Origin of the sequence: Hymenobacter glacieicola (assembly GCF_014640315.1) — a bacterium.
Classification (GTDB): domain Bacteria; phylum Bacteroidota; class Bacteroidia; order Cytophagales; family Hymenobacteraceae; genus Hymenobacter; species Hymenobacter glacieicola.
The window spans coordinates 16,121-37,210 of record NZ_BMGS01000017.1 but is presented as its reverse complement, the minus strand read 5'-3'; the positions used below and the strand labels follow the sequence as shown (position 1 = coordinate 37,210).

Genomic DNA, 21,090 nt, shown 5'->3' with positions numbered 1-21,090 from the left:
CAGCCAAGCCCATGGGCGGGCCGGGGCCCGGGTCCGGGGGCCGGCGGGCCGGCCCCCGGAAGAAAATGGACCCAGCTCCGGAAAAAATAACTGTTTATTTGCAGGCCAATTCACGTGCGACCATGAGCTCATCTCCCGCGCCGCAGCGGTTATCCGCGTCTTTGGAGCTGCCGTTTTACCAGGTTACGCTGTATAAAGCCCCCTTCGTGCTGCGGGGCCGCAACCCGCGGGCCCTGAGTGCGGAGGAGGTAACCGAAACCTGTGAGCTGCTGCTGGCCGCGGCCGCTCAGCACCGGTGCCCGTACTGGCTGCTGGACGGGCGCGCCAATGCCGAGCACCAACCGGTCGAGCTCCACGAATGGATGCGCGAGGAATACTTCCCCCGGGTGCGAGCAGTATTAGGCCAGCAGCTGCAGGTAGCCTTCCTGGTCAAGCCGGCCGTCTGGCACGGGCTGCGGGAGCGGGGGTATGAGGCCCCGCAGGATTGGGCCTCGTTTGCCTTGCATGCCGGCTGGTTTACCGAAGAGCTGCCGGCCCTGGCCTGGCTGCAGCGGCAGCAGACAGCGCGCCCGCCCGCAGGCAGCCTTTAGCTGGGGGAATGGCCGGCCCAGCGCCCTTTGGCGTGCTTCAAGCTTGGTTGGAGCCTGGGCAGGCCAGCAGGCTCACGGCCAGCTAGTTGGCGGCGTGATAATACGGCGTGGCAGTTAGCCATCCGAGCACAGAGCAGGAACAGGGGGCAGCCCCCGCGTTTTTAGCCCGGTGGTGTTTTCGGCGCCGCCGCTGGTCGAGCCAGCAAGAAAGGAATGCCCCGCCACTACCCCGACCTCCGGCTTGCCTACGCCGCCCCGGGTGAGGATCACCGCGGCCCCGGGCCCTACAGTTTTACAAAAAAGCAGGTACCCGCGCCCTCCTGACTTTCCACCCACACTTTGCCGTGGTGCAGCTGCACAATCTGCTGGGTAATGAACAGGCCCAGACCCGTGCTGGCCTCCCCGCCCAGGCCGGTTCGGGCAGAGGAGCTAAACTTTCCAAACAGGTTTGCGTGCAGCGCCGCGGGAATGCCGATGCCCGTGTCCCGCACCGTGAGCAGCACCCGGCCCGCCTGCTCCTGCAGCCTGACGGTGACGCGGCCCCCGGCCGGAGTAAACTTCAGGGCGTTGCTGATCAGGTTGTCTATTACCCGGCCGAAGAAGTCGGCATTCAGGTTGGCCTCTACCCCCTGCGGCGGCAGAATGAGGTCCAGGTCCAGGCCCCTGTCCTGGGCCATCAGGCGGTGGGCCGCCAGGCGTTGGGTCAGCAGCGACCCCAGGTCGGTGGGGTGCCGCTTGAGCTGGGTGGCGTCGAGCGCGCCCAGCAGCAGGACGTCCTGCAGGAGCCTGAACGCCGTGGCGCAGGCCTGGCGGATAAGGGTTAGGTACTTTGCTTGGTCGGGAGCCTGACCGGGCGTCAACTGGGCCGCCTCCAGTTAGCCTTTCAACAGGTCGGCCAGCAGCTGAATGTGGCCGATGGGCTCCTTTAAGTCGTGCGCGACCAGGTGCAGGATCGTTTCCTGCGCGTCGTAGAGCCGCTTCAGGGACAGCTCCAAGGCTTTGCGCTCACTAATGTCTTCCAGTTGCGTGAAGCCCAGCTCCTGGCCATCGTCCATAAAGCGCAGGGACGTGACTTGGCACCAAAAAGTAGACCCGTCGGCGCGCACCAGGCAGGTTTCCAGCGTGAAGCTCGGCAGGTTGTGGTGCCAGAGCCGCTGCTGCAAATAGCGCCAGTCATCGTGGTAGTCGGGGTGGGCAAACTCCAGAATTTGGTGACCGACCACGTCCTCTGGGCTTGCGCACCCCAGCATCGTTAGCACGGCCGGGTTGACTTGCCGGATAACCAGGTCCTGCGAGATGATTTTCTGGCCAAACGGCGAGTTGTCAAACACCGTCCGGAACCGGACTTGGCTTTCGTGGTACCGGTCGGCCAGGGCCTGGTGCGCCGCCTTCTCAATGCGTTCGGCGCGCAGCCATTCCAATTCCGCTCGCAGCGAGCGTATCTCTGTTTCGAGGGAGAGCTGCTCGGCAGAAGGTGTCATAGTCGGGCGGTGGCACTGATCCTAAGCAAAAAGACGCAACAAAGTACAGTAAATAATACCAGTACTGCTAAATAGTTGATGGCGCTTACCGAGAATTACCCGCTGGATCCACGCTGAAACTGACAGGCCTAACCCCTGGTAACAAAGCGGCCCAGGAAGGATAATTGCCAGGCGCAAGCACCGGCCGAATGAATCTTGTCAACCAAGCAGGGTAAAACCTCCGGCCCGGAGCTGGTTAAACGGGCACTATTTCAGTTTTCTGAGCAAACCTGCTGAAGCCCCCGCCCACCCGGCCCCGACCTAGGCCGGGGCTGCCGGGCGAAAGGGCGTGGTTGTTTGCTGCCGCCGCCTAAAGAGGGCATACAGGCTGCGGACCCGCGCGCCGGAGGGGAGCTCCTGCTCGTACTGGCGGTACTGCTCCAGGGCGTAGTCCGCTCCCAGGAAAGCCACGAGCTCGTCCAGGGAATAGGGCTGCCGGGGCAAGTCACCCGGGTGGGGGCCCGGCCCGGGTAACTCCACGCTCAGCAGCACCCAGCCGTGGCCCGGCTCCACCATGTGGTCCAGCATGGCGCGGTAGGCCTGCCGCTGCGCCGGCAGGCCCAGCAGCGGGAGCATGGCCCGGTCATGCCAGAGCAGAATGGGGTCGAGCAGGCGCAATTCCTGGGGGTGGGTAACGTCATCGACCAGCCACAGCACGCGCGCTACCTGCTCGGCCGCGAGCTGCTGGCGATGGGCCTGCAGGGCCGCCGCGCTGAGGTCAGCGGCAATCAGGTTGGTGTAGCCCTGGGCCAGCAGCACATCCAGGAAGGTGGAGGCCCCGGCGCCTAAATCGAGAATGGGCGCATCCAGGGCCAGGTGGGTGCACGCGAGCAGGGACAGCGCCTCGTGATTGGCACAGAAGACGGGCGGAGCGGGGGGAAGCATAGGGAAATGTACGCACTGGCGGGTAAAAACGGTTACCGGCTGAATTTTTCCGCCCGGATGGCGGGGTAAGGGCGGGCTGCAGCGGACAAATAATACTTGGCCGGCTGGTTGGGGCTTGCCGGGTTTAAGGTGCCAGTAGCTCGCGTAACGCAAAGCCGAGGCAGCGGAGGGCGAAGGTGTTGCCCCTCGGGTAGGCGTGGTCAGGACTTGGGCCTAGACGGCGGGCGGCGGGGCCAGGCCATCCGACCCGTACCCAAAGCCCTGGCCCCGCCGCCAGGGCGTACAGTGCCCGCACCGCCTGATCAGGTGCTACTAGCTTCTTTCTGGGCATGAAGTGAGCCGGGCAAGGCACCCGGCCCCTACTAAGGGAATGCAGCGGCCTGCGCGCCCGGGTCAGCCGGCGGGTACGTAAAAAAACCGGCAACGTCCTTAGGGGTCGGGCGGGCAACCAGAACGAGGCCCTGTGCCCGGTTGGACAGGCCGCCCGGCTACGCACGGTAGCCGGGCCCATTCCGGGGGTCTGCAACGGCCAGCCTTCCGCGGTGCAAAAAGCGGCCGGGCCTGCTTGGGCAGGAATTTGGCGGCAGGTCTTGGCCAGGGGAAGTACGCCGGCCGCCAGCCAGCAAAAGAAAACAGCTGGCGGCCGCTCCCACCTTCGGCAAGGAAGGCAACGGTGTGGTTACACAAACACAACAGTATGGTGATGTGCCGGCCCGCGGATGGTCCGGGCGGCCGGGTAGCTTTACGCCGTCGAATATTCTGCGTCTATGCTTCGAATCAGTACGCTGCTGTTGCTGTTTGTGCTGCCGGCTTCGGCGGCCCTCGGCCAGACCCTTACGGACAACACCGCTTTCTCCGGGACCGGCTCGGCTTCCGGTGAGCCGCCGGTCTACCACGTGGTCGATGAGATGCCCACCTTCCGGGGCGGGGCCCCGGCCTTTTTCGCCTTCCTGCAAAAAGAGCTGCGCTACCCCCAGGAAGCGGAGCTGCGCAACGTGAGCGGCAAGGTCTACGTCAGCTTTGTTGTGGACGAGCAAGGCCGGATCCGGGATGCGCAGGTGCTGCGCGGCCTCGGCGCGGGCCTGGATCAGGAAGCGCTGCGCCTGGTGCGCCTCATGCCCTGGTGGGTGCCCGGCCGGCTTAAGGGCCAGGCCGTGCGCGTGGCTTACACCCTGCCCATCGCCTTTAAGCTGCTCTAACCGGGCCTGACCAACAGGCCACGGCCTCCGGATCTGGTGGGGCCTGGATTAATTGGCAATCCGCCTCGCAGGGCAGGTCCTGACTGTACCTGGGAAAGGCAACGGGAGCGGACATCAGAAGCGGGGTGGCGGCCCTAGCTAGGTACGCCATAGTTTATCCCCATTGCATTCCCGACCGGACCGCGGCCCGCCTTACTTTGGGGGGTGGGCAGGTGCTCCCCGGCCGGCGAGGAAGCGGTTGCCCCTGGTTCGCGCCCTGCCGGCCCCGTCCGCGGGTCGCCGGCCGAATAAACCAGCGTCAGGAAACCACCGGCGGCCGGTTAGTGCCCTGCAGCCACTGGCGGGCTTCTTCCAGGCCGTCAAAGTACCGGGTGACAATACCGTAGCGGCGCTGCCCTTCCGAGCTGATGTCCAGGGACTGCAGGCGCAGGTGCAGGGGCCTGGCCGCAACCACCGCGACCTGGGTGAGCAGCTGGTTTGTGCCCGCCCGGGGCAGCCAGTCCACCAGCAGCCAGCCCATGTACTCCTCCGTGGCGGGAGCACGCCGGCGCTGATCCGTCAGCAGCTTGTGGCAGCCCGAGACCTGCAGCAGGCGCAGGACCTCGTCAAACACGGCCCGCGCCGCCGCGCAGTCCTGGGAGCCCGGCCCCCAGCTCAGGTGGACGAACCCCGCGGAATCTACTCCCACGGTCCCGGCTGGCATGTAACGTACTAGATCCATGGCGTAAGGTACCCTATCCGGCGGGAGCAGGGCGACCCGAGCAGCGGCCCCCGGATGTTTGACCGGAAAAAGTCAGGAAGGGATGCGGAACAACAAACCGCAACATTATACGTGTTTTACTGAACATGGGCTAGTGCAACCTGCTGAAGAGGCTGCCGCCCCGGCCGGTCCTCCGCGTTGAAACCGAGTGCTTTTCGGGCAGCGTGGGGCTGCGCCGGACCGGCCGGGGCGGCACCCGCTCGGAAGCAGACGAACTGGTGCGGGTCGGGTAGCTGGGTACTGGGTTGGCTTTACCAGGCCAGTTGTGCAGGCGCTTTCCAAAACCGGCTTATAGCTGCTGCTGCGCGAGGTGCCGACCAGCGGCCGCCGCACCCTATTTGCCTAGCTGGCCCGGGCAACCTTGGCACGGCGGTCCCCGGCTCGCCAAGTCCCGACCTCGGTCCTGGCCAGGAACGTTGCTACCAGAAACCAGCCCCCCGAGCAGCCCGAGGCCGCCGACTCCGCCGCGCGCGGAAAAGCGCCTAATGCCGAAAAGCCTGCCCGCTTGAGTTTCCGGCCCCTGGCCCTGGGGCGCTCTTGGGCCCCAGGCCGGGGAAGCGTGCTACCGCTCCTCCCGCGGGCCAATCGAGTCGTAAATCACCACTTTCTCCCAGTAGGGGGCGCAGGTTTGGCGAAACTCGTCGTGAAGGGGATGGCGCTGGTAGAGCTCTTCCTGCTCGGCACTGTCAAAGAAGCACAGCCAGGAGTAGGTGTAGGTGCGCTCAATCACCGGGCGGTTGGTCAGGGCCGGCGTACCAAGGTGGGCCAGGCGGATCGAGGGGATGGCCCGGAGCCGTTGCAGCCCGGCCAGCAAGGCGGCCTTGTCGGCGGCGCTGGCCCCCGGCCGGGTGTAAAACAACACGTGGTGCACAAAGCATTCGGGAGGAGAAGTCGCGCTCATCGGCTTACAACAAGGATGATACCAGGATAAAAAAGAAAAGGGGAATTCCCGCGGAACCTACCCGCCCGCACCCGGGCTACCCAGCGCGGGAGCAAGCTTATTTCAGGACGGGATACAAGCCGGGAAACTCGGCTTTCAGCAAATTAACCGCCGCCCCGCCCAGGTTGTCAAACACCTTGTTGCCGGCCTCGAAGTCGCGCAGCAGGGGGTGGCTGATCTTCATGAGCTTGGCAATCTTGGCCTCGTCGTCGCCCATAAAGTCGAGCACGTGCTGAATCTGCCCGTCCGTCATCTTGAGCTTGTGCAGGCGCGTGACAATGCGCTGCTGCAGGGTGGGCAGCTCGGCGGCCAGGGCCAGGCTCATCTGCTTTTCCCCGGGGCGGGGCCGGCTCGTGGTTTTGGGCGGCACGATGGGCTGCCCCTGCTCGTCGAGCAGGGCCTGGGGCTTGGGAATGGAGAAGCGCACGGCGTGCACCTTCTTGCCTTCCTTCAGGGGCTCGTAAGCCACCATCCAGCCCAGGGAGTGCAGCTCGCGCAGGGCCGGCTCGAGCACGTAGCGCTTAAAGTCATAGAAGAGCGTGTACGTCACGTCGTTGTCGTCGCCCAGGATCTGCTTGCGCAGGATGCCGAAATCTACTTCCCAGAGCCCCACGTCGTCCCAGGACTTGAGCAGCCAGTACAGGCGGTGGGCGTGGGCGGACTTCAGCGTCAGCAGGGTTTCAATCTCGACGTGGGTGTACTGCTCGGCCAGCTGGAGCAGGATTCCGGGGCAAAGTTGCCCGTCAGAAAGCCCGTGCCCTCGTTCAGGTCGATGTAGCTGATAATGGAGTAGGCCGTAAAGCGCTTTTTGTTGCCGGTCTGCGACTCGATGCTGACAACCTTGGACATGAGGCTTTTGCAGGCATCCCGGATGGTCTCGTACACGCTGCCCCCCTTCTTCTGGGTCATCACCCGGCTCAGGGGAATGGAGATGCCGGGCAGCTCGGTCTGGTCCTGGTGAATGCAGCCCAGGGCCAGGGCAAAGATGCGGGCCTCCACGTGGGTAAGCTTGAGCGGGGCCCGAACCAGGGCGTTGGCCTGGTAGGCCCGGGGGTAGAGCGTGGCGGCGGCAGCGGCGGGAGGAACCGGGGGCATAGGGACGGCAAAGGCGGGTTTGAGCTAAATATACGCACCGGCGTGAAAACGTATCGTCGTTCACGCAAATCCGCCGGGGGAGTGCCATTTTTCACGCAGATGGGAACCGGAACCCGGCGGTGCCATTTTTCACGCAGTAACCGGGCACGCAGCCGGATCAGTGCCGTTTCTCACGCAGATGGTGCCGTTTTTCACGCAGTGGTGCCAGTTCTCACGCAGCAGAGTGCCATTTTTCACGCAGCAGAGTGCCATTTTTCACGCAGATAATGGGGTTTACTTTCTGGTTTTCAACTAGTTACAGCTCCCTGAATATAGAATAGAATAGAATAGAAGAGCTTAAGAAGACAGAAGAGATTCTGATTTTTTTTGAAAGAAATGAGAAAAAATGGCCGGCCGGCTTTTAGCGTCCTCTTCCCCCGAAAAGCCGGCTTTAAGCTAGCCGGCCCCCGGTTGGGGACGGCCCCCGGGGCGGGAAAATTCACCAACCCAGGCACATAGCATCTCTCGGGGCGTCTGCGTGAAAAATGGCACTCCCCCGCCTGCTACCCGGCGGCCTTACCCGGCCGGACTCTTCCAGCATCTGCGTGAAAAATGGCACTCCGGGGCTGGCCCCAGTAGGCTAGCCTGGCCGGCCTCGCCGCCGAATCGGTGCTTTTGTTGCCCGCGCCCGCCGTGCCCCGCCCCTTTTTCCCCGGTTTATTTGATAGCGTAGCTCCCGCCCCGGTACTTGCTGCCCGGCGGGTTTTCCCTCCCCTACCCCGCTGGCCGGAGCTTGGCCGGCCGCTACGTTACCGGACCAGCAGGGCCAATGCCCCCGCCGTCAGGGCCCCGGTCAGGGTGTTCAGGAAATTGACCCCGTTGTTGGTGAGTTGGCCCCGGCGCTCGAACGTGGCCCCGAGCACCGAGTCGACCAGGTTGCCGGCCGTGCCGGCGAGCAGCAGCCACCAGCCGGCCGGGCCCCATCCCGCCGCCACGCCGTAGGCCCCGGCAATCAGGGCGCTGCCAACCCCGCCCAGCAGGGTTCCCTCCAGGCTGACCACTCCGTTCGGGCCCCGCCGGGCGGGCTTCAGGGTCAGCAGGTGGTAGTAGCGCCGGCCGTAGACGTTGCCCAGCTCCGAGGACAGGGTATCGGCCGTTGCGGCGGCAAAGCTGCCGGCTATCATCAGCCCCAGCAGGGGCGCCTGCGGGGGCCACTGCCAGGCAAGCAGCCCCAGCAGGCCGGCCACGCCGGCGTTGGCCAGCACCTGGCCCGCCGTGCGGCGCCCTTTGTTGGCTTCGGCCAGGCCCAGCCGCCGCTTGTCGGCTACTTTCCAGGCCGAGGCCGCCGAGCCCAGGACAAAAAACAAACCCAGCAAAGCAAGACCGGCAAAGCCACTGCCCAGAAAGATGAGTACGCCCAGCAGGCCACCCACCCAGACCCCGGCCGGGGTTAGCTTGCCGGCCCGCGCGCAGTAGCTCATGCCCAGGGCCAGCACCAGCACCAGCCCAGCAAGGCGAAACAAAGAAGTCATACGCCCAAAGGTAAGCCTCCCCTGGTTGGATCGCCACCGGGAGGTAGCAAGCCGGGCTGTGGCCGGGCCCGCGCTACGTTGCCCACGTGGTGCGGCAGGACGCGGGCTCGGATATTCTCACCCGCTCGTTTCCGTCGCCTCTGGTTGGGGCGCTGGTGTTGCAGTTTTTCCACCGGCTAGAAGAAGCCGAAGAATGGCTGCGCAGTTGCCGGCAGCGGGAGATAATGCCCTAAACGAGTAGGTAGCGCTTTGCCCGGTAGCCCTAGCTGGCGGGGGAGCACCCGAGTAGCAGCAGGAAGGATCGGTAAGGAAAATCCCTCCGGGCGGACGGCTCAACGGATGCTGGCCGCGGGTTGCGCTAGGCCAGCTCGGTGAACAGCTCATGGCGGGTCTTGCGCACCTTCTTCGCCGTTGCCAAAAAGTCCTTTGCCTCGTCGCGGTAGCCCAACGCCAGCACCACGGCACTGCGCAGGTTGCGCTCGGGCAAGCCCAGCACCTGGTCCAGCGCCGCTGGGTTGAAGCCCTCCAAGGCGCAGGTATCGACTTGCTCCACCGCGGCGGCCACGATGCCGTACCCCAGGGCAATGTAGGCCTGGCGGGCGGCCCACGCGGCATACGCTTCGGGGCTCATGGTCAGCAGGCCCCCCCTGATGGCATCGCCAAAGCCCGTTAGCGAGTCCAGCGGCACCTGCCGCACCCGCGCGATGCGCTCCAGGTAGGTATCCACGTCGGCCGCGCTCAGGGTCTGCTGGGCCGCAAACACCAGCAGGTGGGAACCTTCCACGATTTGCGGCTGCTGGCAGGCCTGCTCGTGGATGCGCCCTTTAAGCGCGGGGTTCGAAACCACCATGATTTCGTAGGGTTGGATGCCGGTGGAGGAAGCCGCCAGGCGAATGGCGTTGAGGATGGCGTCGACCTTAGCGGCGGGTACCGCCTGGCCAGTAAAGTGTTTGGCAGCGTAGCGCCAGTTCAAAGCAGCAGCAAAGTCCATGGGAAAAACCTAAAGAGTAAGACAAAAAGGGCCGGGCAGGCCGCCGGTAGGGCCGGCAGTGCTACCCGTGGGGCCAGACCAGCACGTGGCGGTTGGTTTACGCCGTAATGCCGGAGCAAAAGTGTGCCGGTTAGCCTACTTTTGTCAAGTAGGCACCTTTTTATCAGGTTGTTTCCCCAAGGAAACTATTGCTGATAGTCAACCTAGTATGGAAGAAGATAAAGTAAAAAAACAGTACACCTGCGCCGTTTCCGCCACCGTAGACCTGGTGGGCGGTAAATGGAAGACGAGCATTCTGCTCTACCTTAAGGATGGCACCCTGCGCTTTGGCCAGTTGCAGCGGGCCGTGGCCGTGTCGCAGAAAGTCTTGACCCAGCAGCTAAAAGAGCTGGAGCAGGATGGCATTGTCCGGCGGCAGGTCTACGCCGAGGTACCGCCCCGGGTGGAGTACAGCCTCAGCCCCTACGGCCAAACCCTACAGCCCGTGCTGGAAGCCCTCTACTCCTGGGGGCTGCGGCACTACACGCGCGCCCACCCGGCGTGCGCCGCCGGGCACCCGGTCAACGACGAGGCCGGGCTGCAGGGCGTTGCTGCTCCACTGGGTGAATAGGCCGGGCCGCTACGCTTCTGCGTTGCGCAAGGCCCTGAATTTCGGTTAGTTGCGCGTACTGCCGGTCCCGGCCCGCGCTACCCCCCGCCCCCGTGGCACCCCAATGGCCCCTGACATCAGTTAGGGGCCGTTGGTTAGCTTCGCCAGTTGTTGCGAGCGTAAGCAGTGGCCTTGGTTAAGAGTTTGGGCGGGCGGTTCAAGGGCGGGTTCGCGGCCTGCTCACGGGCGAGTTGGCGGCGATGCCGGCAGTCACCTGCTGGTGCTCGGTCACCACGTGTCTTGCCTTAAAAGCTACGCCTTCTTTCGCTGAACATAAGGACATCCAGGCGGCCGTGTTCACCCCCTTGAGCAGCAGCCACAGACTCAAGGACAATTCGCCGGCGAAGGGCAGCAGCAAGAGCGCCGGCAGGAGCACCCCCGCCAGGGCCGGGGCAAACAGCGCCGCCCCGCAGCTTACCAGGTAGCCTGCGCCCGCCGCTTGCAGCCCCACGCCCAAGGCTTTGGGCAAGTAGCCCGACTTGAAAATCAGGTAGCCGTTTACCAGGCAGGTGAGGCCGAAAAACAGCAAGGCCACGTTGAACGCTACCCCGTGCGCTTGCAGCAGCAGGTGGGCCAGCACGGCCACCTGCTGCGGGCCTAGGGCGGACCCGTACGACGGGTTTTCCAGCGTCGGCAGCACCAAAAGCAGGAACACTTTGCTTACCGATTCCACCGATAGCGACACCAGGTTCAGGACCAGGGCCAGCAGCACCAAGCGGTGGCTGACGGGCCGCAGCAGCACGTACTCGATCCACTGCAGGGGCACGGCGCACAGCACGAGCAGCACGTTGAGCCCCACGGCCCATTGCCATAGCCCCGGTGCCGCCTGCAGGTTGCGCGCGGTTGCCGCCGCATCGCCCGCAACCAAGAGCTTGCTCATGACAAACCCTTCGGAGAACACGCCAAATACGATGATGGCCAGGTACAAGGCCCCTCCAAGGCGGGCATACCGCTGCGGGGAGGTGGTCGGGAAGGAAGAAGTCACGGGGAGTGGGGTTAGATGTGGCAGTAGCGCAAGCTGCTGCGGGTTCCGCGCGGCGGGCAAGCTGCAGCAGGTTCACGCTACCCTAGCCGGACAGCGGCGCCCAGCCGGCAGATGCAGGAGCAACGGGCACAGTTGCCTGCATAGAAATGCAGGGGACTACTGCACGGTGTAACCGCTGCTATATCCCCGCACGGCTAAACCGCTTGCTGCAAAGCTTCTTTCCCTGAATGAGAAGCTCCCGGCGAAAAGCTTTGTCAGGCCCATTCAGCTACAAAACAACTTATTGTAAGGGCCGGGACTGTTTCGCTAAACCAGCGTTTTCCGTGCGCAGGAGCACGCGCCGCACAGCCATGCGGCCGCCCGTCAGGCATCCTGCCGGGGTGGGCAGGCTCCCGCGTAAAGCGCAGCACGAGCCAGCTTGGTTTCGGTTCGGGGAAGGGATGGAGCGCAAAGGGCCGTAGAAGCGGTAAAAAGGCGCGCAGTCGGAGACGCTCTGCCCCCGCCGAAGTTCGGCCAACTGGCCTAGGCGTTGGTTTCCCTCCCCCCGCTAGTGCGCCCCTGACCGGGCCTAACTGCCCGGCGCAGCCCGGGTGCTTGCCGTGGCGGCACCAAACAAACTCCCGGGCTGCCTTCGTCAGGGCAAAGGGCTGGCGCCGGTCCGATTCGCTGCCTACGGCGGGCACTGGTTTGTAGCCCGGGCGTATCGGCCTTCTTTTGACCCTATGTAGCGCGCAGCTGCTTAACCGCAAGCCACCTGTCCTGTCCTGTCCTGTCCTGTTTGTAGCGTGCCTCTACCCCCTTGCGGCGAGGAGAAGACCCTCACCGTAAGGTTAACTTGTGCTCGCTCAGCCGCTGGCCTCTAGAGGTCGTCCAGCCCCGGCAAGCCCAGCAGACCGGCGGCGCGGCGCGCCACGGCTTTAACCCGGGCGACATCCGGGCCGGTGATGGTCAGGTGGCCCATCTTGCGGCCGGGGCGCGCCTGCGCCTTGCCGTACAGGTGCAGGTGGGTGCCCGGCAAACTCAGCACGGAGCGCCAGTCCGGCTCCCGCTGCCCCCCGCCCGCGTTTAACCACACGTCGCCCAGCAGGTTGAGCATGATGGCCGGGGAATGCTGGCGCGGCTCCGGCAGGGGCAAGCCCGCCAGGGTATAAACCTGCAAGTCAAACTGCGAGGCGTCACAGGCGTCCAGGGTGTAGTGGCCGCTGTTGTGCGGGCGCGGGGCCATCTCGTTCACCACCAGCCCGCCCTGCGCGCTGCCGTCGTCCACCACAAAAAACTCGACGCACAGCACCCCGACGTAACCCAGATGCTGGGCAATGGAAACGGCCGCCTCGCGGGCCCTATCGGCCAGGGCGGGCGGCATATTTCCTTCGTAGGCGTGGGTCACGGCCAGAATGCCATCGACGTGCACGTTGCGCTGCGGGGCAAAGCTGACGACTTGCCCGTCCCAGCCGCGCGCCACCAGCACCGAGCACTCGGCCATGAGCGGCAGCATCTTTTCCAGCACGCAGGCCACGCCGCCCAGCTCCGCCCAGGCCGCGGCCAGCTCCGCGGCATTCTGAACGCGGACCTGGCCCTTGCCGTCGTAGCCCAGGCGCGCGGTTTTCAGGATGCCGGGCAGCAACTCCGCCCGCTCGGCCTGCACAGCCTGCAGCTGGGCCGGCGTTTCAATCACCGCGTAGGGCGCGCAGCTCACCCCCGCCAGGTCAGCGCAGGCGGCGAAGTGGGCTTTTTCCTCGATGCGGTTCTGGGCTATGCCCACCACGGCCGCCCCCGGCGCTACGGGCCGGGTCAAGGCCAGCGCTTGCAGGGCCTGGGCCGGCACGTTTTCAAACTCGGTGGTGATGGCCTGGCTCAGCTCGGCGAGTTGCGCCAGCCCGGCCGGGTCGTGGTAGTCGGTCTGGATATGGTGGTGGCTGACCAGGCCGGCGGGGCTTTGCGCGTCCGGGTCCAGCACGGCGGTGAAGTAGCCCAGGCGCTGGGCGGCATGCACAAACATCCGGCCCAGCTGGCCGCCCCCCAGCACCCCCAGGGTGGCCCGCTGACCCGCGGCGTCCGCACTGCCCGGGTAAACCGGGCTCAGGGCGGCAACGTGACCAGCGGCGCTCATACGGGCAGGCTCATGGCGCGAGCGGTTTCGGTTTGCTGGGCGCGAAACGCCTGCAGCTTGGCAGCCAGGCCCGGGTCGTGCAGGGCCAGCAGGCTGACGGCGAACAAGGCCGCATTGGCCGCCCCGGCCGTGCCAATGGCAAACGTGGCCACGGGCACCCCCTTGGGCATTTGCACGATGCTGTGCAGCGAGTCTACCCCCTGCAAATGGCGACTAGCCACCGGCACTCCCAGCACAGGCACCGTGGTTTTGGCGGCCAGCATGCCCGGCAGGTGAGCGGCCCCGCCCGCGCCGGCAATAATGGCCTGCAAGCCGCGCGGGCCGGCTTGTTCGGCGTAGGCAAACAAGTCGTCGGGCATGCGGTGGGCCGACACCACGCGCGCTTCGTGGGCCACGCCAAAGTCAGCGAGAATCTGCACAGCATGCTGCATGGTGTCCCAGTCGCTGCTTGAGCCCATAACCACGCCAATCAGGGGCGTGCCCGGGGCGGCGCTAGGGATATCAGGGGTGTTGGAGGCGGAAAAGGTGTTCATCAAAAAATATTTGTTGTCATGCTCTATCTGGCGTCCGCTTGTCGAAGCATCGCTACCACTTCGTTAGCCCATCAAGGTTACTCCATTTGTCAGTTAAGTCAGCTGCTGATGGATCAATATCAATCACTTCAGCTTCGAAGTCGAACAGGATTGAGACAATAGCCGCCATATCTTCAGCGGCTAGGCTGACCCGATAAAAATCTGAAAAGCGTTCCTGTGGGGCGTTGTGCAAGCTGGGTTTGTCAATCTTGTCGTTTGACAGAATGCGGGTAATATGGTCAGCAAGATGCGCTTGGTCACGTTGCACCAAGATTCTGCGTGTAGCATTCAAAGTGGCAAAATCCAGAACGTCTCCGCATTCTTTCAGCTGCTTGTACTGCTTCGCATCCATTGTTTTGACGGGTCAAGCGAGACAACTCAACGAAGCGGGAGAGATGCTTCGACCAGCTCAGCATGACGTTCTTTTTTCAGTCAGGCCCTAATTATCAGCGCTCCAGCAGGATTTCCGCGCCCAGAATCACCAGGTCTACCCGACCCTTCAACGTCTGGTCGATAAAGGGCGTGTTCTGGGATTTGGATTTCATGAATTCCCGCGTGAAGGTTGTTTCCGCTGCGGGATCGAACAGGACGCAGTTCACTTCCTGGCCGACTTCGATGGTGGGTACCGGCAAACCCATCAGGCGGCGGGGCTCCGCCGAGTAGCGCTTCACCACCAGGTCCCAGCCAAACTTGCCGGGCTCGACAAAGAAGTGGTAGAGCGAGACCAGGGCCGTATCCAGGCCGGTAATGCCGTTGGGCGCGCTGATGAAATCCTGGGCTTTTTCAAAGGGCGTGTGCGGCGCGTGGTCGGTGGCAATGAGGTCGAAGACGCCTTCGATGAGCCCCTCGAGCAGGGCGTCACAATCGGCCTGGGTCCGCAGCGGCGGGTTCATCTTGTAGTTCGTGTCGTAGTCGCCGATGTGCTCGTCGGTGAACAGCAGGTGGTGCGGGGCCACTTCCGCTGTCACCTTCACGTCGCCGCGGGATTTCCACCAGCGGATGGTTTCCATGCCCTCCTTGCTGGACACGTGCTGGATGTGCACGTGCGCGCCCGCCGCCCGGGCCAGGCGGATGTCGCGGTCGATGATGATTTCCTCCGCGCAGGCCGGCGAGCCCTTGATGCCGAGCCGGTAGCTCATCACCCCTTCGTTCAGGGCGCGCGGCCCGGCCAGCTCCGGCACCTCGCAATGGCTGGCGAAAAACATCCCGAACTCGGTAGCGTACTGCATGGCCCGCAGCAGCACCGCCGGGTCGCTGGTGGTATCCCCGTCGTCGGTGAGCATTTTCACCCCCAGTTCGCGCATGCCCTCGATTTCCGCCAGCTGCTTGCCCTCGCGGTTCTTGGTCACGCAGCCGGAGGTATACACCGGAATGCGGGACCGGTGCGTGGCGTTTTCCAGCACGGAAGCGACCGAGCTGGCCGAGTCGAGGGCCGGACGAGTGTTGGGCATCATCACCACGCCGGTCACGCCGCCGTTGATGGCCGCTTCGCTCCCCGTCGTAATGGTTTCCTTGTTTTCAAACCCGGGGGCGCGGAAATGGACGTGGGCATCAAACATGGCCGGCATCAGCACCCGGCCGCGGGCGTCGATAACGCGGGCGCCCGCGGGAATGGCCAGGGCGCTGCCGATTTCCTGAATTTTTCCTTCGACCATGAGGACATCGCCTTCGAGCAGCAGGGGTGAATTTTCGGAGGCAATGCGGGCGTTTTGAAGGAGAAGCATGAATGTAGGAGGGCTGTAAACTGGCAAGAAGTGGGGAAATATTCTAGCGGTTGGAGATGAAAACACACGGGCGGACTCCGCCGCCGCGACCGGCATTTAGGGCACAATCACCGGTGAGCTGGCTCGCTGCCAGGCGGCATACGTTGATTCCTGCCGCGGGAACTCCCCGCCCGGCGTAAGCCAGTCGAGCACGGCCATGCGGATGGAAATGCCATTTTCAACCTGGTTAGTAATCAGGCTGCGCTCGTAGTCCATGACGGCGTCGCACAGCTCCACCCCCCGGTTCACGGGGCCGGGGTGCATGATGTAGAGGCCCCGGTCGCGGATTTCCGCCAGCCGGGCGGTGGTGATGCCGTAGACCCGGTGGTATTCGCGGACGCTGGGGAAAAACTGCACGTCCTGGCGCTCCATCTGCACGCGCAGCAGGTACACGACATCGGGCGCCCAGGCCATGGCCGCCTCGTAGTCGGTGAAGCGGGGGATGGTGGCCGGGACATACTTGGGCACCAGGGAGCCCGGGCCCAGGTAAGCGACGTCGACGCCCAGCTTTTGCAGCAGGGTGCTGGTGGAGCGCGCGACGCGGGAGTGGAGAATATCGCCGATAATGAGGACTTTTTTGCCCCGGGGGTCGGGGAACTTCTCCCTGATGGTGAAGGCGTCCAGCAGGGCCTGGGTGGGGTGCTCGTGCGCCCCGTCGCCGGCATTGATAACCGAGGCCGTGGTTTGACGGGCAATCATGCCGGGCAGGCCGGGGTGACCGTGGCGCACGACGATGTAGTCCGTGCGCATGGCCTGGAGCGTCTCAATTGTCTCGCGCACCGACTCGCCCTTGGTGATGGAGGAGTGGGCGACGTCGAAATTCGTTACCTCCGCCGAGAGGCGTTTGGCCGCAACCTCGAAGGAGGAGTGCGTCCGGGTGCTGGCCTCGTAGAACAGCATGAGCACGGACTTACCCTCCAGGGCCGGGATTTTCTTCACCGAGTGGGTGAACAATTTTTTAAAGGACGTGGATTGGTCGAGCAAAAACTCAATTTCCTCCCGGTGAAGGGAGGCAATGTCGAGCAGGTCTTTACGTGCCATACCGGAGCTGAGGAAAAGTGAGGTTGTCTAGCTAAAACGGACAATGTGAAGTCTTTATCTGCCCCTACCCCTGCCGGAGAAGCCAACGGCGGCTACTGCCTTAAGCCGAGGCGCTGGTAGCCGCCGTCGCCATTGGCGGCGGGAAAGTTGGCGTCCGGGGGTGGCAGGAAGTGGCGGCGGGGCAGCCGCGGACAACCTAAACGGACATAAAAAAACCGTTTCGGAATCCGAAACGGTGACGGGGCAACACGCAGAAAGAACAACGGAAATGCCGGAGGCAAAATCGGGAAAACCGATGGTGGCGAAGACCTTCCGGCCCACTCGCGGTTCCCTGCCGAGCAGGGTGCCTCCGCGCTTCATCAACAAGTTTTTTGGTTGAAGCATGGTGCGAAAATACGGCATTGTTACGCCCGGTAACTCATCAACCCTGTTGATTTTTTTGCGCCGTTTTTCTCCCGCTTCATTTTTTTGACCTAACGGGCTCAAAGACGCCCATTTTGTCGTTTCTCGCCATCCATAAAATGAAGGCTCGGGTAGCCACTTGCTTAAGCCAGCACAAGTCACCCTAATTTCAGCCCTTTACTGCCCTCGCCTCAGCCGACGGGCCGGCCCCATTGCCAAGGAGGTGGTCTGGTTAGGCTCCACCACCGGGGCGGGTGTCTGATGCAGCACCCACTAGCCACCTCGATAACCGCTTAAACCAGCTACTAAACACGAGCAAAACGCCAATGTGTTAACCTTTCAGCTTGGTTCGGTTAGTCGAGCCCTTCCTACGAAGGCCATGCGCCGGCCCCCTGGCCATGCGCCGGCCCCCTGGCAAACCACTCGTGTACTCCGACCTAAGTGACGCCGGGGCGTCACCTGGGGCAGCCAGTACACGGCCATCCGATTCAAGGCCTTGATTACGCAACGTGGTGCACTGCAAAGCATGAGCCGGCGCGGCAACGGCTGTGACAACGCCCCCGCCGAATTGTTTTAAAGTCGCTTCACAGCTGAATTGCTTAACGGCGGCAGCTTCCCCGGTTCTGACCGAAGCCAGCTTTAAGTCAGCCATCACATCGACGAACGCCGGCATTCCGCCCTCGGCTACCCCGCCCCCACCTATTTCGAAACCCAACTTAAAAAACTCGTCCCCTTGTGGCCGGCGTAGCTTGACCACTTATCCCCTTTGCACCCACCTAGGACATCCACTGTCCCCTCAGGTTCCGTAAGTTGCCAAAATTTATTCCCTAGCATACTCCCCCTAAATGCAAGCAGTATTACTACGCATTACCGTTCTTTCCTTGTTATCTGTATCTGCATCTGCCCAGGAACTTACCGGGCTGGTTTTAGATAATGCCTTAGCACAACCGATTGTAGGAGCTAGTGTGCAGGTAAAACGCACGCAGGCGGCTACGCTCACGAATGCTACGGGCGCGTTCACGCTTACCAATCTCCAGCCAGCCGACACCCTTGTTTTTTCGAGCCTGGGCTTCCAATCGCAGAAGGTCCAGTACACGGGGCAAACCACCCTGACGGTTAAACTGGTGGCGGGCCTTGCCCTTAATGAGGTTGTCGTAACGGCCCTGGGGCTGGAGCGCAACGCCCAGAGCCTGGGCTACGCGGTGCAGAAGGTAGAGGGCCGGCAGGTCAGCGAGGTAAAGGCGCCCAACTTCCTTGACAACCTGGCGGGGAAAGTGGCGGGCGTCATGGTCACGGCCGGCTCCACCGGGGTGGGGGCGTCGTCGCGCATCACCATCCGGGGCGAATCGTCCTTCACCAACAATAATCCCCTGTTCGTGGTCGACGGCATAGTGATCAACAACGCCACGGTGGTCAACCGGGTCAACGACGATGCCAACGGGTTTCAGGAAATCGATTTCGGCAACGGGGCCGGGGAAATCAACCCCGACGACGTGGCATCGGTGTCGGTGCTGAAAGGACCCAGCGCGGCCGCCCTGTACGGAACCCGGGCCTCCAATGGGGTCATCCTGATTACGACCAAGGACGGTTCGTCGGCGGGCAAAGGCATTGGCGTGAGCTTCAACAGCACCTTCTACGCCGAGCAGCCGTTTCAGCTACCCCGCTTCCAGAACAGCTACGGGCAGGGCAACAGCGGGGTGTTTAAGTACGGCAACGGCCTGGGCGGGGGCATCAACGACAACATTTCCTACAGCTACGGCCCGAGGCTGGACGCGGGCCTGCTGATTCCGCAGTACGACAGCCCCGTGACCCTGCCCGACGGCCGGGAGGTGCGCGGCGCTGATACGCAGGTGTACAGCGGACTGCCCATCACCCCGACGCCATTTGTGGCCCACCCCAACAACCTGCGCGATTTTTACCGGACGGGGCATACGGCCATCAACAACCTGGCTGTTTCGGGCGACTACGAGAAAGGCAGCTACCGGCTCTCCTTCACGGACCTTAACAGCCAGTCGATTATTCCGGGGGTGAACCTGAAGCGCAGAACCCTGGCCGCCCGGCTGCAGTTTGAGCCGACCCGGCGGCTGAAATTCAGCTCCTCGCTCAACTACATCAACAGCGGCAGTGCCAACCGCCCCGCGACCAAGTACGGTTCGGAAAACACCAACTACGCCCTGAGTGCCTGGCTGGGCCGACAGACCGATGTAAACCCCATGAAGCAGTACTGGCAGCCGGGGTTGGAAGGTATTCAGCAATATTCCTACAACTATACCTACTTCGACAACCCGTATTTTACGCTCTACGAAAATCGCAACTCGTTTAACCGCGACCGGCTCATTGGCAATCTGGCCGTGACGGGCGAACTGGCCAACAACCTGACGCTGCTGGTGCGCAGTAGCATGGATTACTCCGGTGAGAACCGGCAGTTTCGGCGGGCCTTCAGCAGCAACCGCTTCAAAAACGGCGCTTACGCCGAGAACGCCGTTTTTTTCCGGGAAATCAATACCGACTTCCTGCTGAACTACACCCGCAGCCTGGGTCCGCTGTCGCTCGACGTATCGGCCGGGGGCAACCGCATGGACCAGCTGGCCTCGTTCGATCAATATCAGGCCCTGACGCTGGCGCAGCCGGGCGTGTTCAAGCTCAACAACGCCGCCTCGCCGGTGGAGGTCTACCAGCAGAGCGGCCGCAAGCGCATCAACAGTTTGTATGCCCTGGCCAAGCTGGGTTTTAAAGACGTCTTGTTTGTCGACATCACCGGGCGCAATGACTGGTCGAGCGCCCTGGCTACGCCAACCTCCACGGCCAATACCTCCTTCTTCTACCCGTCGGTGTCGGCCAGCTGGGTGCTGTCGAACCAGTTCCGGCTGCCCGCTGTCGTATCCTTTGCCAAAGTGCGGGCCAGCATCGCCAACGTCGGCAATGACACCAGCCCCTATCAGACCGCGGGGGTGTTTACCACCCGAAACCCGGTTTTTTCGCAACCTGCGTTCAGCGACCAGAGCACCATTGCCAATACCAACCTCAACCCGGAGTCAATCACCTCGCTGGAAGTAGGGGCTGATGTGCGCTTCCTCAACGACCGGCTGGGTTTCGACCTGACCTATTACAATGCCCGCACCAGCAATCAGATTCTGTCGCTGCCCATTGCCATCTCGACGGGCTACAGCGAACGAGTCATTAATGGGGGCAAAGTGGGGTCGCGGGGTATCGAGGCGGTGGTAAGCGCAACGCCCATGCTGACGAACCGCTTCCGGTGGAACGTGAACCTGAATTTCAGCCGGAACCGGACCACCGTGGTGTCTCTGCCCGAAGAGGCCGGAACCCTGACGCTGGGCTACAACCGCATTTACGACAACGTGAACCAGACGGTCTGGTACCAGGTGCGGCAGGGCGACCGGCTGGGCGACATGTGGGGAACGGGCTACCTGCGCACCGCGCAGGGCGCCTTCATTGTGGGCAGCAACGGGCAGTACATTGCCGACAACACGCTGAAGAAGCTGGGCAACTACAACCCCGACTTTATGGTGGGGCTGTCAAACCAGTTCAGCGTCGGCAACTGGAACGCAGGCTTTCTGCTCGACTGGCGGCAGGGCGGCATTCTGGTGTCGCGCACGCTGGCCCTGGCCGGCGTGGCGGGCCAGTTGATCGAAACGGCCGACCGGCCCGAGGCGGGCATTGTGGCCACCGGCGTGGTGAATACCGGCACGGACAATAACCCGAACTACCAACCCAACACCCTCGCCATTCCGGCCGAAACCTACTACCGGATGTATTATGACCGCAACAATGAGGAGAATAGCACCTACGATGCCTCCTATGTAAAGCTGCGGGAAGTGACCATCGGCTACTCGGTGCCCGAAACGGCATGGCTGGCCAAAAAGCTGCGTACGCAGCAGCTGACCGTTGCCCTGGTAGGACGCAACCTGCTGGCCCTCTCGCGTATTCCGCACTTCGACCCCGAGCAGACCTCGTTCCAGCAAAACCAACTGCAGACCGGTGTCGAGGACATGACCTACCCAACCACCCGCAACGTGGGCGTGAAGCTAAGCGCGAACTTCTAAGCCCCACTTCCCG

At 63.2% G+C, this 21,090-nt stretch carries 20 protein-coding genes; 5 read left to right on the top strand and 15 right to left on the bottom strand.

Features of this window, described 5'->3' with window-relative positions; genetic code table 11:
- Nucleotides 1-122 precede the first annotated feature (122 nt).
- Nucleotides 123-590 carry a hypothetical protein gene (locus tag IEW18_RS20965; protein WP_188559847.1) on the top strand — a complete coding sequence of 156 codons (468 nt, stop codon included), beginning with the start codon at nucleotides 123-125 and terminating at the stop codon, nucleotides 588-590.
- A 284-nt stretch (nucleotides 591-874) separates the two neighbouring features.
- Here IEW18_RS20965 and IEW18_RS20960 read toward each other — a convergent pair whose 3' ends face one another.
- From IEW18_RS20960 to IEW18_RS20950, 3 genes are all read right to left on the bottom strand, one after another.
- A complete protein-coding gene (locus tag IEW18_RS20960) occupies nucleotides 875-1,450 on the bottom strand; it encodes a sensor histidine kinase (protein WP_188559846.1) in 576 nt (191 codons plus the stop codon).
- Between the two features lie 15 nt (nucleotides 1,451-1,465).
- Nucleotides 1,466-2,071 carry a PAS domain S-box protein gene (locus IEW18_RS20955; RefSeq protein WP_188559845.1) on the bottom strand — a complete coding sequence of 202 codons (606 nt, stop codon included), beginning with the start codon at nucleotides 2,069-2,071 and terminating at the stop codon, nucleotides 1,466-1,468.
- A gap of 300 nt (nucleotides 2,072-2,371) precedes the next feature.
- A complete protein-coding gene (locus IEW18_RS20950) occupies nucleotides 2,372-2,995 on the bottom strand; it encodes a class I SAM-dependent methyltransferase (protein ID WP_188559844.1) in 624 nt (207 codons plus the stop codon).
- Nucleotides 2,996-3,762: 767 nt separating this feature from the next.
- On the opposite strand from IEW18_RS20950, the gene IEW18_RS20945 reads away from it, so the two are divergent.
- The gene (locus tag IEW18_RS20945; protein ID WP_188559843.1) at nucleotides 3,763-4,194 is read left to right on the top strand and encodes an energy transducer TonB; all 432 of its coding nucleotides are present in this window, start codon (nucleotides 3,763-3,765) and stop codon (nucleotides 4,192-4,194) included.
- Between the two features lie 298 nt (nucleotides 4,195-4,492).
- Here IEW18_RS20945 and IEW18_RS20940 read toward each other — a convergent pair whose 3' ends face one another.
- The 5 genes from IEW18_RS20940 to IEW18_RS20920 all read right to left on the bottom strand — a co-directional run bounded on the left by IEW18_RS20940 (nucleotide 4,493) and on the right by IEW18_RS20920 (nucleotide 8,500).
- The gene (locus IEW18_RS20940) at nucleotides 4,493-4,915 is read right to left on the bottom strand and encodes a hypothetical protein (RefSeq protein WP_188559842.1); all 423 of its coding nucleotides are present in this window, start codon (nucleotides 4,913-4,915) and stop codon (nucleotides 4,493-4,495) included.
- A 601-nt stretch (nucleotides 4,916-5,516) separates the two neighbouring features.
- Nucleotides 5,517-5,855 (bottom strand): Dabb family protein, encoded by a 339-nt coding sequence (locus IEW18_RS20935; RefSeq protein WP_188559841.1) that lies wholly within the window; start codon nucleotides 5,853-5,855, stop codon nucleotides 5,517-5,519.
- A gap of 97 nt (nucleotides 5,856-5,952) precedes the next feature.
- The gene (locus tag IEW18_RS21935) at nucleotides 5,953-6,507 is read right to left on the bottom strand and encodes a replication initiation protein (RefSeq protein ID WP_188559863.1); all 555 of its coding nucleotides are present in this window, start codon (nucleotides 6,505-6,507) and stop codon (nucleotides 5,953-5,955) included.
- A gap of 56 nt (nucleotides 6,508-6,563) precedes the next feature.
- Nucleotides 6,564-6,989 carry a replication initiation protein gene (locus tag IEW18_RS21930; protein ID WP_188559861.1) on the bottom strand — a complete coding sequence of 142 codons (426 nt, stop codon included), beginning with the start codon at nucleotides 6,987-6,989 and terminating at the stop codon, nucleotides 6,564-6,566.
- A gap of 788 nt (nucleotides 6,990-7,777) precedes the next feature.
- Complete coding sequence (locus IEW18_RS20920; RefSeq protein ID WP_188559840.1) at nucleotides 7,778-8,500, bottom strand: DUF92 domain-containing protein; 723 nt, start codon at nucleotides 8,498-8,500, stop codon at nucleotides 7,778-7,780.
- An 86-nt stretch (nucleotides 8,501-8,586) separates the two neighbouring features.
- On the opposite strand from IEW18_RS20920, the gene IEW18_RS20915 reads away from it, so the two are divergent.
- The gene (locus tag IEW18_RS20915; RefSeq protein ID WP_188559839.1) at nucleotides 8,587-8,733 is read left to right on the top strand and encodes a hypothetical protein; all 147 of its coding nucleotides are present in this window, start codon (nucleotides 8,587-8,589) and stop codon (nucleotides 8,731-8,733) included.
- 125 nt (nucleotides 8,734-8,858) lie between these two features.
- Here IEW18_RS20915 and IEW18_RS20910 read toward each other — a convergent pair whose 3' ends face one another.
- Entirely contained in the window at nucleotides 8,859-9,491 is a 633-nt protein-coding gene (locus tag IEW18_RS20910; RefSeq protein WP_188559838.1) for a nitroreductase family protein, read from the bottom strand.
- 208 nt (nucleotides 9,492-9,699) lie between these two features.
- On the opposite strand from IEW18_RS20910, the gene IEW18_RS20905 reads away from it, so the two are divergent.
- Nucleotides 9,700-10,101 (top strand): winged helix-turn-helix transcriptional regulator, encoded by a 402-nt coding sequence (locus tag IEW18_RS20905; RefSeq protein ID WP_188559837.1) that lies wholly within the window; start codon nucleotides 9,700-9,702, stop codon nucleotides 10,099-10,101.
- 196 nt (nucleotides 10,102-10,297) lie between these two features.
- Here IEW18_RS20905 and IEW18_RS20900 read toward each other — a convergent pair whose 3' ends face one another.
- The 6 genes from IEW18_RS20900 to IEW18_RS20875 all read right to left on the bottom strand — a co-directional run bounded on the left by IEW18_RS20900 (nucleotide 10,298) and on the right by IEW18_RS20875 (nucleotide 16,611).
- A complete protein-coding gene (locus IEW18_RS20900; protein WP_188559836.1) occupies nucleotides 10,298-11,125 on the bottom strand; it encodes a DUF4386 domain-containing protein in 828 nt (275 codons plus the stop codon).
- A gap of 859 nt (nucleotides 11,126-11,984) precedes the next feature.
- Nucleotides 11,985-13,235, bottom strand: coding sequence for a 5-(carboxyamino)imidazole ribonucleotide synthase (locus IEW18_RS20895; protein ID WP_188559835.1), 1,251 nt, complete (start codon nucleotides 13,233-13,235; stop codon nucleotides 11,985-11,987).
- The gene (gene purE, locus IEW18_RS20890; protein ID WP_373285753.1) at nucleotides 13,232-13,768 is read right to left on the bottom strand and encodes a 5-(carboxyamino)imidazole ribonucleotide mutase; all 537 of its coding nucleotides are present in this window, start codon (nucleotides 13,766-13,768) and stop codon (nucleotides 13,232-13,234) included. Before purE ends, IEW18_RS20895 begins: the two co-directional genes overlap by 4 nt.
- Before the next feature lie 52 nt (nucleotides 13,769-13,820).
- Nucleotides 13,821-14,159, bottom strand: a complete 339-nt coding sequence (locus IEW18_RS20885; protein WP_188559834.1) for a hypothetical protein — start codon at nucleotides 14,157-14,159, stop codon at nucleotides 13,821-13,823.
- 94 nt (nucleotides 14,160-14,253) lie between these two features.
- The gene (locus IEW18_RS20880; protein ID WP_188559833.1) at nucleotides 14,254-15,531 is read right to left on the bottom strand and encodes a dihydroorotase; all 1,278 of its coding nucleotides are present in this window, start codon (nucleotides 15,529-15,531) and stop codon (nucleotides 14,254-14,256) included.
- 96 nt (nucleotides 15,532-15,627) lie between these two features.
- On the bottom strand, nucleotides 15,628-16,611 hold the full coding sequence (locus IEW18_RS20875) for an aspartate carbamoyltransferase catalytic subunit (RefSeq protein ID WP_188559832.1): 984 nt from the start codon (nucleotides 16,609-16,611) through the stop codon (nucleotides 15,628-15,630).
- Between the two features lie 1,247 nt (nucleotides 16,612-17,858).
- Between IEW18_RS20875 and IEW18_RS20870 the strand changes: the two genes are divergently transcribed.
- Nucleotides 17,859-21,077: a SusC/RagA family TonB-linked outer membrane protein gene (locus tag IEW18_RS20870; protein WP_188559831.1), complete on the top strand. Its 3,219-nt coding sequence runs from the start codon at nucleotides 17,859-17,861 to the stop codon at nucleotides 21,075-21,077.
- Nucleotides 21,078-21,090 lie beyond the last annotated feature (13 nt).